We start from the raw sequence: 13,770 nt of genomic DNA on the forward strand, positions 1-13,770 counted from the left end.
TGCTGGCTTTAATTGAAAATTATTATATCTGTTCCATACTATTTATTAATAGATAAGCCATATCAAAACTATTCCTAAAACTAAAAAATTATTAATTTGGCTATTAACTGTACTTACAATTATTTGTAACTAGGTTTTTAATCACTTGGTTTTCGGCTGAGCTGATTTTAATACTCAATATTATTAATCGACTTAGGAATAGCAATGAAATTAACATCATTAATTAAATGGCTTATTAGAGCAAAGTACCTCACTTTTTATATTATATTTTTTGGGTCACAGGTTAGTTTAGCTTCAACTGTTTTATTTGATGACACACCACAAAATGGAACATCATTATGGTCTACTTCATCAAGTAAATCATCATTAACACAAGCAGATGATCCCGTCGCAGATGGTTCTATTGCAATAGCGATGAAAGCTCACAATTGGACACAATCTGGATTACGCATTGCTAAAATCCCTCCTTATAAAGATACAATTCTTGAAGCAAAAATTTTCAGAGTGTCAGGCAGTAAAGGAACATTGATGTTTCGCCGTGGAAAAAACTCTTTAAAAATAAATCTTGATGAGTCCAATAGTGAATTTTGGACACTAAATGGACAGCCTGGACACAGTGATTATATTGATAATAAATGGCATAAGATTCAAATTCACCTTAAGCATTTTGATTTAAACGAGGGGGAAAATGTTTTAGCGCTTGGAATTCAAGGGCCACAAGGGACTGGAACGTTTTACATGGACTCTGTGTCTTTTATTGAAAGTGAACCAGATATAAGCACTTCTCCGCCTATTTCTGGGGATTGGGTTGTGTCTTTTGAAGAAGAATTTGATTCAAACGTACTTGATCCAAGTTACTGGCACGTTGGAAAGCAGTATTTAGGAATGAGTGGTATCGCTGGGAATGCGGGTGGTGAAAATATTGATGTTGAAGCAGGTATGTTAACGCTTAAGGCAGAGAGAAGTAATCTTGAACAGGGGAGTAAATCATATAAATACAAAGGTGCAGAAGTCAGCACTTTTAGAAAATTTAAACAGCAATATGGGTATTTTGAAGCGAGGATAAAGCACGAGTCTACACACGGTGCTTGGCCTGCATTTTGGTTGCTCCCAGACAAAGGTATTTATGGTAATAATTCATACAGAAGACAAGCATTATTAAAGTTTGATCTTAATGACGTCCATGAAGCTGCTTACTCCGCAATTTTACGGTTCAAAATCTCAGAAGCAACAAATAAAAGTAGTATTGCAATACATAAAACACTTACAACGGACTGGTCTGAAGATACTGTTACTTGGAATACTAAGCCAAAAATTGATCCTGCTTGGTTTGTTCAAAGATATGGAGAGACAACAGGTAATATAATTGAAGTTGATGTTACTGATTATATACGCGATCAACAAATTGCTGGTAAAGAGGCTAGTTTTGCATTAGTAGATAATTACATGCGAAAGCAGCTTGTTGAAGTTTTTAGCACTGAGACCAATAATTTAAATGACAGACCTATTTTAATTGTTAATGAAAACAATATTGTTGCAACGGATGATGCATACGTTCGTGGAGGAGAGTACTCAGATGAAAATTATGGTGAATACTCATCTCTTCTAGTTAAAGACGTGTGGGGTGACACTTCGTCTACCTTTGGTAAAGGAATGGAGTTCGATATTATGGAGTACCTAGGAACTTGGGGAGAAGGTGTAAGTTGGTCAGCTCTTCACTGGGATGGTTATGGTAGTAAGCATATATCAAAAGACTCTGGGGAGCTTTACCTTAATAGCTCGGACAATGGCTTTCATGTTTATGGTATGCATTGGGAACCTAATTATGTTGCTATGTACATAGATGGAGACAAGGTCTGGGAGTTTGAGAGCGAAAGAGTAGGTAGTTTACCCTCATATATAATATTATCATTACAAGTAGGTGGCTGGGATGGTAATTCAAGTAATATTGATGATGACTTTTTTACTAATATGTTAGTAGATTACGTAAAAGTTTGGAAAAAACCGGAATATGATTAGTCGTTTATATTAGTATTTATAAATTTTAATTAAGCGTATTAACTATAGTTAACCTTTATATAGTTTCACTGAATTTACGGCGCTGTTTAAAGCGCCTTTTATGTTTTGACTTTACCAAACTGATAGTCTGTTGATTAAAAAACCATCATGTTGGTTGTTTCTTATCTTGCGATTATAGGCTAGACTTGTTTTTATAATAGAAACATAATCTAGGATGGATAAATCGATGAAAAAACTTTTACTCGCACTCTCTCTCGCTTCAACCTTTGCTCCCTTATCAGTATCAGCAGATGATTTTGTACCAGCACAAGTGATAAATAAAAATTACGACCAGCTCACTAATACGTCACCGCGTGCATCAAGGCTAGAAGGGATTAATTTAAGCAGTTACGTGGTTGATGAAAACGGGCTGGTAAGTGATATCGAAATTGTGGCCACTGCAGGGCAAAAAAAGTATCAACGAGAAGTTATCGATTACGTTTCTAAACTTAATTATAAAAGTGCACGACTTAATGGCGGGGCTATTTCTTCAGCTAAAACTATTACTGTAAGCTCACAAAATGTACATTCCAGTTTTTCTAACGATCAAGCATCTCCAGGGTTTTTCAACGATTATGAAAAAGCCAGCCAGCTTATTGATGATAAAAGGTACGATGAAGCTAAAACGTATATTACAGAGCTTGAAAACGAGCATACTAAAAATACTATTGAAATTGTTTTACTCGCGTGGCTTAAAAGTCAACACAGCTACTTTGTACAAGACTGGCAAAGCTTTGATGAGCATATTTATGAAGCGTTTTTATTTAGGGATAACTTACCCGACCAAATTAAAAAGCGAGTGATTAAAAATGCACTGCAGTGGTTTATATCAAAGCAAGATTATGTGCGCGCTTACGATGCTATTGAGGCATTAGGCGATATAGAATCTATAACCTTTTCAGAGCAAAATAAAGCGCAGTTATTAGCGCAAGTGAACGATATATATAAAAATTCGGGTGATATAAATCAGCAAATATTGCTTGAGTCTGAGCAAGCTGTTTTACCTTTATTGTCGAAAAGTGAAGTTGAACTAAAGACTGAAAAGCCTTTATCTAAAGTGCAGCTTCGCTGTGAAAATAAAGTAGTAGATTACGATACAAGCGCTATTGATAAAATTGTAATTTCGAAAAACGACGTGCGCTGTGGGTTACTATTAAAAAGCGCTCAGGCTCAAACAGTTATAATTAAACAAAGTGGTGAAAGCTTTTTATAAATATCTGCTAAGTATACTTACTAATTATATCCCCGCAGACTAATGCGGGGTTTTTGTTTTAAAGTATTTAAATTTTATATATATTTAGCAATTAAACTGTGTTTGTTATTTCGCTTCCAGGTAATGTAGCGCTTAGCAAGTAAGGTGGTAAGCCCAATCACTACAGCTATAAATGTAAGCGTTGCTATGTAGCTCATCCCATAACCTGGAGGTAAACCCACAAGGGTTTCTCCGTAAGTCATATCACTAAAGTTAAGCCCTAAAAAGGGAATTAATAGCCAAGCTATTGCATGCAATAAATACAAATGTACAAGGTATGAAAACATACTGGTTTTACCGAGTACTTGTAAAAAGCCATGAGAGAAGTCTACTTTAAAGTGGCTCAAAAGCTTAAGTGCTATAAGGCCCAAGCCAACTGTTAACAGCATAAACTGTAAGGAAAGAGGGTATTTTGTTGGGTTTAAAAACGACATAACGGTTTCAACAGTATTACTATGAACTGTAAATATTGAAGCGTCACCGTATAAGTTAAAACCGCGTAGCATTGTATATAAAGCTAAGCAACTTATACCCAGTAAAGCTGCATGGTTTATCGCTTTTGTACTGTATTCTTTCGCTTTGTAATAAACACCGGCGCAATAAGCGAGTGCCATTAATCCTATAATGGGGGCTACAGGGTAGGTTGTTCTGATTTTAAAGTCGAAAGGCAGTTCGAGTACATTTTTTTGATGAGCTATAGACCAAAGCGTATTTGCTAGAGTATTAGGCTCAAAACTTACACCATCAAACATATTGTGGCCAAATACTAATAGCAAACCCGCTATAAATACAGCATGTAAGCCAACTAAACGAAGTAGCCCCAGCATTACAAAGCCCCAACCTATAGCCCAAATAACTTGTGCGTATAACATAGGAAATAACGGGTTAAAGCTCCACGACCATGAGACGATAGTAAATTCAAACAAAATGAGTACTAAACCGCGGACAATCAGGTTTTGTGAAAATGCTTTGGTAGAGGCGTATTTATGCTCGGTTATAGCCGCAGACAGCCCCGCTAAAAATACAAAAAGAGGCGCACAAAAGTGCGAAACAAAACGGGTGAAAAAGGTTAGGGGATCAGTCCCCGGAATAGTCATCGGATCGGTCACAGAATAATTTAGGCAGTAATACATGCCATGGTCTATAACCATAAATATAATAATAATACCTCGAAGTAAATCAATGTGATGTAGTCGAGGCATTGCGGATGTAATCGACATTACTAAGCTCAAAACGCGCGGTGAAATTTGCCCGCATTATATGTTATAAAATAACGCCATGCGAATTTGAGGGAGTTAGTTTATATACATTAAGCTAACTCTTTAAAGTTTGTAAAAAGTTTAGTATCCAGATTGGTGGCTATTTAAACTTTTTAACGTACCTGAGTGTTATAAAATTAATAACAGCGAGCAATATCGCTATTTCATAACGGCTATACGCTACAGCAATGCCAATTAACCCCATATTCCAAATACTTGCTGCAGTTGCAGTGCCTGATGTTGACTTATTATTTTTTAAAATTGCACCACCGCCTATAAAACCAATGCCGGTGATTATGCCTTGCAGCATTTTAGATTGCGCCTCAGCACCATCTAGTACCGACATCGCTATTAGTGCATAACCACATGATGCTACGGCAACTAAAGGGAAAGTTCTTAATCCTGCACCATCGTGGCTGCGCTCTCTATCGTAAGCCATAGGAAGAGCAAGCAAATAGGCTATGCCAAGGTGAATTAAATTATCTATGATTTCATTCCACTGTAAATCAATTTCCATTGTTATTCCTGTTGGTAAAGTTTGTAAATTAAAAGCAATAGATAAGCCAACTTAAAACTAATTATAAAACAGTGGTTTATTAGTTAATTGTGCTCCTAAAGTTAAAAGAACTAGAAACATTTACACAATCAGTTACGCTTTTACTCAATAATGAACATAAATAGCAATGTGCAGACGTTGCTTTTTAGAGAATTTTAATAACACGTTTTTCATTACTTCCGCCGAGGTTTTCACCTATAAAACCCTAAATTAGCTCACTTAATTAAGCAATTGGCAGAAGAACATTTGAACTGTGTATTAAAGCGCCTTATTCTTTTAAACATAAACAACATATGCGCGAGAGCCACTTGCACTTAACAACTTCAAAGCTTGAAAAAACAGCCTTATTACTTTGCATTAGTTTATCTATTGTCGCTTTTTTATTTCCTGAATTACTAACGACAAACTTGCAGCCAGTTATTAATGATTTATTAGGCTTGTTAGGAGCACCATTTTTTATTTTGGTAAATCTTCTACTATTTGCGGTAATTGCCATTGCGGTTAGCCCAATTGGGCAACGTAAAATGGGTGGAGAACATGCCCAGATTGAATTTAGTCTGTTTGGCTGGCTTTCTATGCTTTTTGCGGCGGGTATGGGGTCTGGGTTAATTTTTTGGGGCGTAGCTGAACCTGCACTTCATTCAGTTAATTCTGTACTAAAACAAAGTTTATATGCAAACACTCAAACTAGTGGCTTGGCGCTTACACTTGTAAATTGGGGAGCGCATGCATGGGCACTGTATGCGGTGTTTGGTTTAGTTTTAGGAGAGCTTAGTACTCAAAGTGGTAACGCTGGCGATATAACAGCGCCTGTAATTAATGCAACCAAAGGGGTTATTAATAGAGGTTGGCAATTAAAGTTGAGCTTTAGTATTAAACTTATAGCCATATTTGCAATATTTTTTGGCGTCGTAGGGACTATTGCAAACTCAACGTTATTGCTTCGTAAAGGATTGGAGTTAAAGCTTGGCGTTGAGTCGGTATTGCTTTCAGGTTTTATTATAATTAGTTTGATCGTTATTTTATATACGGTTTCTGCAAAGCTTGGCCTGAAAAAGGGTGTTCAAGCGCTGAGTAAGTTTAATGTTTTTTTAGCTTTTGGGCTGATTATATGGTTATTATTTTATGTACCGATAAAACCAATTATTGATATAGCAATAGGGGGTACTTGGGATTATATTCAACTAATTACTACTGGTACTTGGCAATTAGAAAGCGTACTTAAAAACCCTGAGTGGGCAAATGGTTGGACCTATAATTATTACTTTTGGTGGTTAGCTTGGGGGCCATTTGTAGGTGTGTTTTTAGCTAAAATAAGCCAAGGTAGACCAGTCTGGCAATACATTGTAGGCGTAGTGTTTGTACCTACCTTTGTAACCATAATATGGTTTAGTGTTTTTTCGGGGTCGGCCATAGCGTGGGACCAAACGCATAATGCAGGTATTTTAGCGGCTATTAAAGCCGATTATACACAAGGATTATTTGTGTTTTTTGCACAATTAGGCTGGCAAGGAAGTATTTTAATTTGGTCAAGCTTGCTGCTTTTGCTAATTTTTGTAGCAACATCAGCAGACTCAGCAATACTTGTAATAAAAGAGTTAAGTTCGTCAAATAAAAATATGCATACTAATAACTCAGCTAGTTTATATGGGTGGTCTTTTGCTTTAGGTTTATGTGCCTTTGTATTACTTGTTCAAAATAACGAACCACTCAATAGAAGTGTTGCCATTATTGGCGCGCTTCCCTTTTTGGTTATTTTTATTTTACAGCTGGTGGGTTTTATTAAAGAGTTTGTAAGTGAATTTAAGCACTAGGCGTATACTAATTTTAAAAACATGAGTAAGCATCGTATTAAATAGTAGATTTACTGTGTTCAAAATTAATTATATTGATTAGATATACATATTTTTACAATGCTGTTTGTAAAGTTGTATATAATTTAGGTAATATTTTTGATCAGGATGAATCATGAGAACGCTAACTGTATTTTTATGTGTTATTTACCTAAGTGGCTGCACTGTCGCCGGTGCTATAATTGATGGGCAAGCACATTCAAATGCACGTGATAATAAATATAGTAATAGTCCTGCTCGTTCAGAGCCTTACAAAAATCCACTCGAACCTGTACCTACAGACAAAAATGGGTTCAGTTTTACTGATATTGGATTGAAAATAGATTCATTACTGATCAATTTAGTAAAAGGTGAGAGCAATACTGTACAAGTATGCAGGCAAGTGAGTAGGGTGTTGAAAGAGTGTGTAGAAGTAGATAAATCAAACCTACACACTAATGAGACTACGCAGTCAAAAACTGACTATGAAATAATAAGTGTTGGTCAATAAAGCTACTTATAAAAAAGTAACTATGATCGTACCCTTCTTGCATTTCAAGCGTCAACGGATAAGCTTTCTCGTGAGCGACAGCTACTAGGTTTTGTGGTTTAAGTTGCTCTTCTAAAAACCCGTCTGCGCCTCCTTGAGTGGCTAGCATAGGTAGGTAATCGTCTTGCTTTGCTAGCTTCATAAGTTCGCACGTATCGTATTGTGCCCAAAGCGATTTATCATTGCCTAAATAACCTGTAAACGCTTTTATGCCCCAAGGGCAATTTATTGGGTTAACTATTGGGCTAAATGCAGAGGCACTTACATAAGCTTTTGGGTTTTTAAGTGCAACCATTAAAGCACCGTGCCCACCCATAGAATGACCACTAATTGCTTTGGTACTTGTTACCGGAAAGTGCTGCTCTATAAGTTCTGGTAGCTCATCAACCACGTAGTCGTACATATTAAAATGTGTATTAAAAGGTGCTTGCGTTGCATTTAGATAAAAGCCAGCACCTTGACCAAAGTCGTAATTATCATCATTGGGTACGTTATCGCCACGCGGGCTTGTATCAGGTGCAACGATTGCTATACCCAGCTCGGCGGCTTTTTTAAACGCGCCCGCTTTTTGCATAAAGTTTTCGTCTGTACAGGTTAAACCCGATAGCCAATAAAGCACAGGTACTTTGTTTGTTTCACTTGCACCTGGTGGTAAAAATACCGCAAAGCGCATAGTGCAATGTGTACTTGTTGCAGGATGAGTATATTGCTTATGCCAACCACCAGCTACTTTTGTACTTGAAATATTCTCTAACATAAAAATCCTTAAAAGCCGCAAACCTTTAGGTTTTACGGCTTTTTATTAAGTCGTTTACTAAGTACTTATTAGTAATGAATTACTGTACGAATACTTTTACCTTCGTGCATTAAATCAAATGAATCGTTAATTTGTTCAAGGCTCATTGTATGAGTAATAAAGTCGTTTAGGGCAAATTCACCCGCCATGTAGCGCTCAACTATTTCAGGAAGTTGCGAGCGGCCTTTAACGCCACCAAATGCGCTACCACGCCATACACGACCAGTAACCAGTTGGAAAGGGCGTGTAGAAATTTCTTGGCCAGCACCGGCTACACCAATAATTACCGACTCCCCCCAACCTTTATGACAACACTCAAGGGCAGAGCGCATTACATCAACATTACCAATACATTCAAACGAGTAGTCAACGCCACCCTCAGTCATTTCAACAATCACTTCTTGAACTGGCTTATCGAAATCTTTAGGGTTAATTAAATCTGTTGCGCCAAGTTTCGTCGCAAGGTCAAATTTACTGGTGTTAATATCAACACCAATAATACGACCAGCACCTGCCATTTTTGCACCAATAATTGCAGATAAACCAATACCACCCAGGCCAAAAATTGCAACTGTGTCGCCAGGTTTTACGTTTGCAGTATTTGTAACAGCGCCCATACCCGTTGTTACACCACACCCTAATAAACAAATTTCTTCAAGTGATGCTTCTTTATTTACTTTGGCTAATGAAATTTCTGGAAGTACTGTGTACTCAGAAAACGTTGAGCAACCCATGTAGTGGTAAATTGGTTGACCGTCTTTAAAAAAGCGTGTTGTGCCGTCTGGCATTAAGCCTTTACCTTGTGTTTCGCGTACTGCTGAACACAAGTTAGTTTTGCCAGATGTACACATTTTACAAACGCCACATTCAGCTGTGTATAAAGGAATTACATGATCGCCCACTTCAACACTCGTTACGCCTTCGCCAACTGCGTATACAACGCCTGCGCCTTCGTGGCCCAAAATAGCTGGGAATATACCTTCAGGATCTTCACCTGATAAGGTAAATGCATCGGTATGACAAACACCAGTAGCGGTAATTTTTACCATTACTTCGCCTTTTTTAGGCATCATCACATCAACTTCTTCAACGCTTAAAGGTTGGTTAGGGCCCCAAGCTATCGCCGCTTTTGATTTTATAAATTCAGACATGTGTTTATCCTTTGTAGTGGTATTAAATATCAATTGTAGACCCAATTTGTTTGGGTAATGCGACTATTGTATTTGTTTCTCATACAATGATAATCTCTGTTTTATTAAAACACTTTTACAGTATGGTAATAATGGCGCGTTGGGACGGGATTGACGAATTTATAGCGGTCGGTGAAGAAGGGAGCTTTACTGCTGCGGCAAAAACGCTAGGGCTTTCGGTTGCGCATATTAGCCGGCATGTAACCGCCCTTGAGCAACGTTTAAATACCCAGCTCTTAACGCGTACCACCCGAAAAGTTGTTCTTACCAAAGAAGGAGAGATTTTTTTACATCAAATAAAACACTTACAGCATGCAATGGACGATGCTACGCAAGGCCTTGCAACACATCAAACTACGCCTAAAGGAAAAATTAAGCTAACGGCCCCTGTTATGTATGGGGAGACATTTATTATGCCTATTGTGCACAATTTTATGCACGATCACCCTGAAGTAGAAGTTATTGCCACACTAAGTAACGAACAAGAAGATTTACTAGAAGGTGGGTTCGATTTAGCAATACGGTTAGGGCATTTAAAAGATTCAAGTTTAAAAGCACGAAGATTAAGTGCTCGGCGCTTTATTATGTGTGCATCACCTTCGTATTTAAGGCGCTTTGGTGAGCCGCATACCTTGGGGGAATTAAATAACCACCAATGCTTAATAGGTAATAGCAGTTATTGGCGTGTACACGAAAGTGAGCGTGAAAAACACATTAAAATTGCTGGCAGGCTACACTGCAATAGTGGGTGGGCACTTGTTGATGGTGCTAAAAAAGGCTTAGGAATTGTGCAACTGCCTGACTACTACATAGGGAACGAAATTAACAGTGGGGAGCTTGTGCCTATTTTAACGTCATATCAACCTAAGCAAGAAGGTGTGTGGGGCATTTATCCGCCGCGTCAATTTGTAACTACTAATGTACGTGTATTGCTAGACTATTTAGTTGCTGGCCTTAAAGAATAAATTGCACTAAATAAATTGCTGAAAAATCAGCCAAGTCTCAGATTTATAAATTATTTCTTACATTTATGGTCATATTCAATAGCGCTAACTTCGTGCTATTATAGCCGCACACTTTTAACATAAATGTTTTAAATAATATGTTTCAACCGGTTAGCTTATTTATAGGACTTAGATACAGCCGCTCCTCAAAAGGGAACGCGTTTATATCGTTTATTTCGTTTTTTTCTATTGCCGGTATTGCTATTGGTTTAATGGCTTTATTTACTGTAAGTAGTGTAATGAATGGCTTTGAGAATAGCTTAAAAACAAATATGTTAGGGCTTATACCGCACGTAGAGGTTCAAGCAAACAAACACACCAACGCACAAATGACAGAGCTTAAGTTAAGCTTAGAGCAATCTCCTTATGTAAATCATGTCAGCCTTTATAGGCACGGCGAAGCTATATTACAGACTAACAATGACCTTCATGGTGTGTTGTTACAAGGATTATTTGACGACAACGGCTCGATTTATAAAGTTACGGATAAAATAGTTCAAGGTGATTGGCAAAGCGTTGTGAACAGTAATTACAACATTGCAATTAGTCGTTACTTGAGCCGAAAATTAGGGGTAGGAGTAGGCGAGAAGCTTCGTGTAATTATGCCTAATGCTTCAACGTATACGCCTCTTGGTCGTGTGCCTAGCCAACGTTTATTTAAAGTGGCTGCTATTTACGAAACCGGCTCTGAAATAGACATGGCTCTTGCATTTACAAGCGGTGCGTCGTTACAACGAGTATTAAAGCTTAGTAAAAATACTGCACCAAATTTAAGCGTATCGTTATATGAGCCTTTTGAGCTTGATGAATTTATTAAAGCAAGCCAGTTTATTTTAAAAGAGTATACCCATACCGATTGGCGCAGCACCCAAGGAACACTTTTCGCTGCTGTAGCAATGGAAAAACGCATTATGACTATGTTACTTGGGCTTATAGTGCTAGTGGCAGTGTTTAATATTGTCTCGGCGCTCACAATGATGGTGAGTGAGAAGCAAGGTGAAGTCGCTATTTTACAAACCCTTGGTTTAACGCCCTCACAAGTGCAAAAAGTATTTATGGTACAAGGGTTATATAACGGTGTAATAGGCACTGCTATTGGCGCTTTTTTAGGTGTGCTATTTAGTTTATATATTAACGAACTACTGGCTTTTGTAGGCTTGAACTTATTAGCTGGGGCTGAGCTTCCGGTTAAATTTAATGCATTAAGCCTTACTATTATTGCGTTAGGTAGTATTGCAATGAGCTTTTTAGCTACTTTATATCCTGCGCGCAAAGCCGAAAAAGTAAAACCAGCAGAGGTACTGCGTTATGAATGATTTAGTTATTAGCTGCGAAAATTTAAGTAAAGTTTATCAAGATGGCAACAACAAAGTTGAAGTTTTAAAAGGTGTTGATTTAGCACTACAGCAAGGAGAAATGCTTGCTATTGTAGGCAGTTCTGGCTCTGGTAAAAGTACGTTGTTGCATATTTTAGGCACCCTTGATAGCGCAACTTCGGGCAGTGCAAAAATTAAAAACCAAGAAGTAGCTAAGCTCTCACGCACTCAACAAGCTGCATTTAGAAATCAAAATTTGGGTTTTATTTATCAGTTTCACCATTTATTGATGGAGTTTAGTGCCGTAGAAAACGTAGCAATGCCACTACTCATTAAAGGGTTAAGCGCAAAGGCTGCAAAATTACACGCGCTGGAGATGCTAGATAAAGTAGGCCTTGCTCATAGAAGTGCGCATAAACCTTCAGCACTTTCTGGTGGTGAGCGGCAACGCGTTGCTATAGCGCGTGCTTTGGTAACTAAACCTGCATTAGTACTTGCAGATGAACCTACTGGTAATTTAGATAAACAAAATGCGATTAAAATTTACGATTTAATTAATGAGCTAAATAAAAGTTTAAATACCAGCTTTGTGGTTGTAACACATGATTTAGAGCTCGCAGATAAGCTTGGAAAAATAGCATATTTAGATGATGGAAAATTATTAATTAAAGAGTCGCAGCATGTTGCTTAGTGCATTTTTAAGTGAACGCTTTAGAGCCTATTCAGGCCATAAAGACGAAAAAAACGGATTTGTTAGTTTTATAGCTAAAGCCTCTACTGTGGGGATTTTACTAGGGGTTGCGGTTTTAATCGTTGCACTGTCGGTAATAAATGGTTTTGAGCAACAATTAGTGCATCGCTTATTAAGTGTTGTACCGCAAGTAGAGTATGTAGCGCCAAGCAGGCCAATTGCCAATTGGCCTGAAAAAGTTGAACGATTAGAGCAGCAGCCACATGTAACAGGCGCTGCACCATTTATAGCTGTAAATGGTATGGCACAATTTAAAAGCCAATTAAAAGCAGTTGAAATAAGAGGTGTCGAACCATCACTTGAAGGAAATGTATCGGCTGTTAATCAGTTTGCAGGTGGTACTTTAGTAAGCCAGCTTGGCCAAGAAGATGTAATTTTAGGCAAGCAAATAGCTGTGCTGCTTGATGCTCACATTGGCGATAATGTCACTTTATTAATTCCGCAAATAAGTCAAAAAGGGCAATCACTACTTGCACCTAAACGTGTAACGCTTACTTTAGCTGGCATAATAGAAATGGGTGGGCCAATAGATAGCACTGCTGCGTTTATTCATTTAAATAAAGCGCAAAGCGTTTTAGGCTACGATAGCAGCCAAGTTACTGGGCTTCGCCTGAGGGTTGATGATGTGTTTTCGGCTCACCAAATAGCGCTCAAAGTAGGGCAAAGTATTAGTGATTATGTTTATGTGTCTAGTTGGTTTAGAACGCAAGGCAGCTTGTATCAAGATATTCAAATGGTGCGCACTATCGTTTATATAGTGGTGTTTTTAATAATTGCTGTAGCGAGTTTTAATATTGTGTCCTCTTTGGTAATGGAAGTACGAGAAAAACAAGGCAATATAGCTATTTTAAAAACCATGGGCGCTAAAGACAGCACTATTTTAGCTACTTTTGTAATGCAAGGTTTAACCCAGGCTTTAGTTGGTGTTCTTTTGGGTACTTTAGTTGGGGTAGTACTTGCATTAAATATTAGTGAACTATTTACTTGGGTAAGCCAATTGTTTGGTGCTAACCCGCTTGAGGGCGTGTACTTTATTGAGTTTTTACCAAGTAAATTAGTACTTAGCGATATTGGTATAACTGTAATAGTCACATTTGTATTAGCAATATTTGCCACTATTTACCCTGCATGGCAAGCTACACGTGTTGATCCCGCCAAGGTACTTGGCAATTAACCTTACTAAAACAATAGGGTCGGGTTTGTAAA

The 13,770-nt window shown here is 37.8% G+C and carries 12 protein-coding genes; 8 read left to right on the forward strand and 4 right to left on the reverse strand.

Annotated features, from left to right (window positions below):
- Nucleotides 1-204 precede the first annotated feature (204 nt).
- Together ALFOR1_RS07380 and ALFOR1_RS07385 are read left to right on the forward strand one after the other, a co-directional pair.
- The gene (locus ALFOR1_RS07380; protein WP_104642546.1) at nt 205-2,019 is read left to right on the forward strand and encodes a CBM96 family carbohydrate-binding protein; all 1,815 of its coding nucleotides are present in this window, start codon (nt 205-207) and stop codon (nt 2,017-2,019) included.
- 226 nt (nt 2,020-2,245) lie between these two features.
- Nucleotides 2,246-3,271, forward strand: coding sequence for an energy transducer TonB (locus ALFOR1_RS07385; RefSeq protein ID WP_104642547.1), 1,026 nt, complete (start codon nt 2,246-2,248; stop codon nt 3,269-3,271).
- Nucleotides 3,272-3,345: 74 nt separating this feature from the next.
- On the opposite strand, the gene ALFOR1_RS07390 is transcribed toward ALFOR1_RS07385, so the two are convergent.
- Together ALFOR1_RS07390 and ALFOR1_RS07395 are read right to left on the reverse strand one after the other, a co-directional pair.
- Nucleotides 3,346-4,530, reverse strand: a complete 1,185-nt coding sequence (locus tag ALFOR1_RS07390; RefSeq protein ID WP_104642548.1) for a DUF1624 domain-containing protein — start codon at nt 4,528-4,530, stop codon at nt 3,346-3,348.
- Between the two features lie 139 nt (nt 4,531-4,669).
- Entirely contained in the window at nt 4,670-5,086 is a 417-nt protein-coding gene (locus ALFOR1_RS07395; protein WP_058549073.1) for an MgtC/SapB family protein, read from the reverse strand.
- Nucleotides 5,087-5,433: 347 nt separating this feature from the next.
- Here ALFOR1_RS07395 and ALFOR1_RS07400 point away from each other — a divergent pair, with 347 nt between their 5' ends.
- Both ALFOR1_RS07400 and ALFOR1_RS07405 read left to right on the forward strand, forming a co-directional pair.
- Nucleotides 5,434-6,939, forward strand: coding sequence for a BCCT family transporter (locus ALFOR1_RS07400; protein WP_227006929.1), 1,506 nt, complete (start codon nt 5,434-5,436; stop codon nt 6,937-6,939).
- Between the two features lie 154 nt (nt 6,940-7,093).
- Nucleotides 7,094-7,468: a hypothetical protein gene (locus ALFOR1_RS07405; RefSeq protein ID WP_104642550.1), complete on the forward strand. Its 375-nt coding sequence runs from the start codon at nt 7,094-7,096 to the stop codon at nt 7,466-7,468.
- On the opposite strand, the gene fghA is transcribed toward ALFOR1_RS07405, so the two are convergent.
- On the reverse strand, nt 7,422-8,264 hold the full coding sequence (gene fghA, locus ALFOR1_RS07410; RefSeq protein ID WP_104642551.1) for an S-formylglutathione hydrolase: 843 nt from the start codon (nt 8,262-8,264) through the stop codon (nt 7,422-7,424). The two genes, ALFOR1_RS07405 and fghA, sit on opposite strands and share 47 nt — an antisense overlap.
- A 68-nt stretch (nt 8,265-8,332) precedes the next feature.
- Nucleotides 8,333-9,454 carry an S-(hydroxymethyl)glutathione dehydrogenase/class III alcohol dehydrogenase gene (locus ALFOR1_RS07415; RefSeq protein ID WP_104642552.1) on the reverse strand — a complete coding sequence of 374 codons (1,122 nt, stop codon included), beginning with the start codon at nt 9,452-9,454 and terminating at the stop codon, nt 8,333-8,335.
- A gap of 131 nt (nt 9,455-9,585) precedes the next feature.
- Between ALFOR1_RS07415 and ALFOR1_RS07420 the strand changes: the two genes are divergently transcribed.
- From ALFOR1_RS07420 to ALFOR1_RS07435, 4 genes are all read left to right on the forward strand, one after another.
- Nucleotides 9,586-10,458, forward strand: coding sequence for a LysR family transcriptional regulator (locus ALFOR1_RS07420; RefSeq protein ID WP_173827049.1), 873 nt, complete (start codon nt 9,586-9,588; stop codon nt 10,456-10,458).
- Between the two features lie 137 nt (nt 10,459-10,595).
- Entirely contained in the window at nt 10,596-11,813 is a 1,218-nt protein-coding gene (locus ALFOR1_RS07425) for a lipoprotein-releasing ABC transporter permease subunit (RefSeq protein ID WP_104642554.1), read from the forward strand.
- On the forward strand, nt 11,806-12,504 hold the full coding sequence (lolD, locus tag ALFOR1_RS07430) for a lipoprotein-releasing ABC transporter ATP-binding protein LolD (RefSeq protein ID WP_104642555.1): 699 nt from the start codon (nt 11,806-11,808) through the stop codon (nt 12,502-12,504). The genes ALFOR1_RS07425 and lolD overlap by 8 nt, the downstream gene beginning before the upstream one ends.
- Nucleotides 12,494-13,738, forward strand: a complete 1,245-nt coding sequence (locus ALFOR1_RS07435) for a lipoprotein-releasing ABC transporter permease subunit (protein ID WP_104642556.1) — start codon at nt 12,494-12,496, stop codon at nt 13,736-13,738. Before lolD ends, ALFOR1_RS07435 begins: the two co-directional genes overlap by 11 nt.
- The last annotated feature ends 32 nt before the right edge of the window (nt 13,739-13,770 follow it).

The sequence above is a fragment of the Pseudoalteromonas carrageenovora IAM 12662 genome, assembly GCF_900239935.1.
GTDB lineage: Bacteria > Pseudomonadota > Gammaproteobacteria > Enterobacterales > Alteromonadaceae > Pseudoalteromonas > Pseudoalteromonas carrageenovora.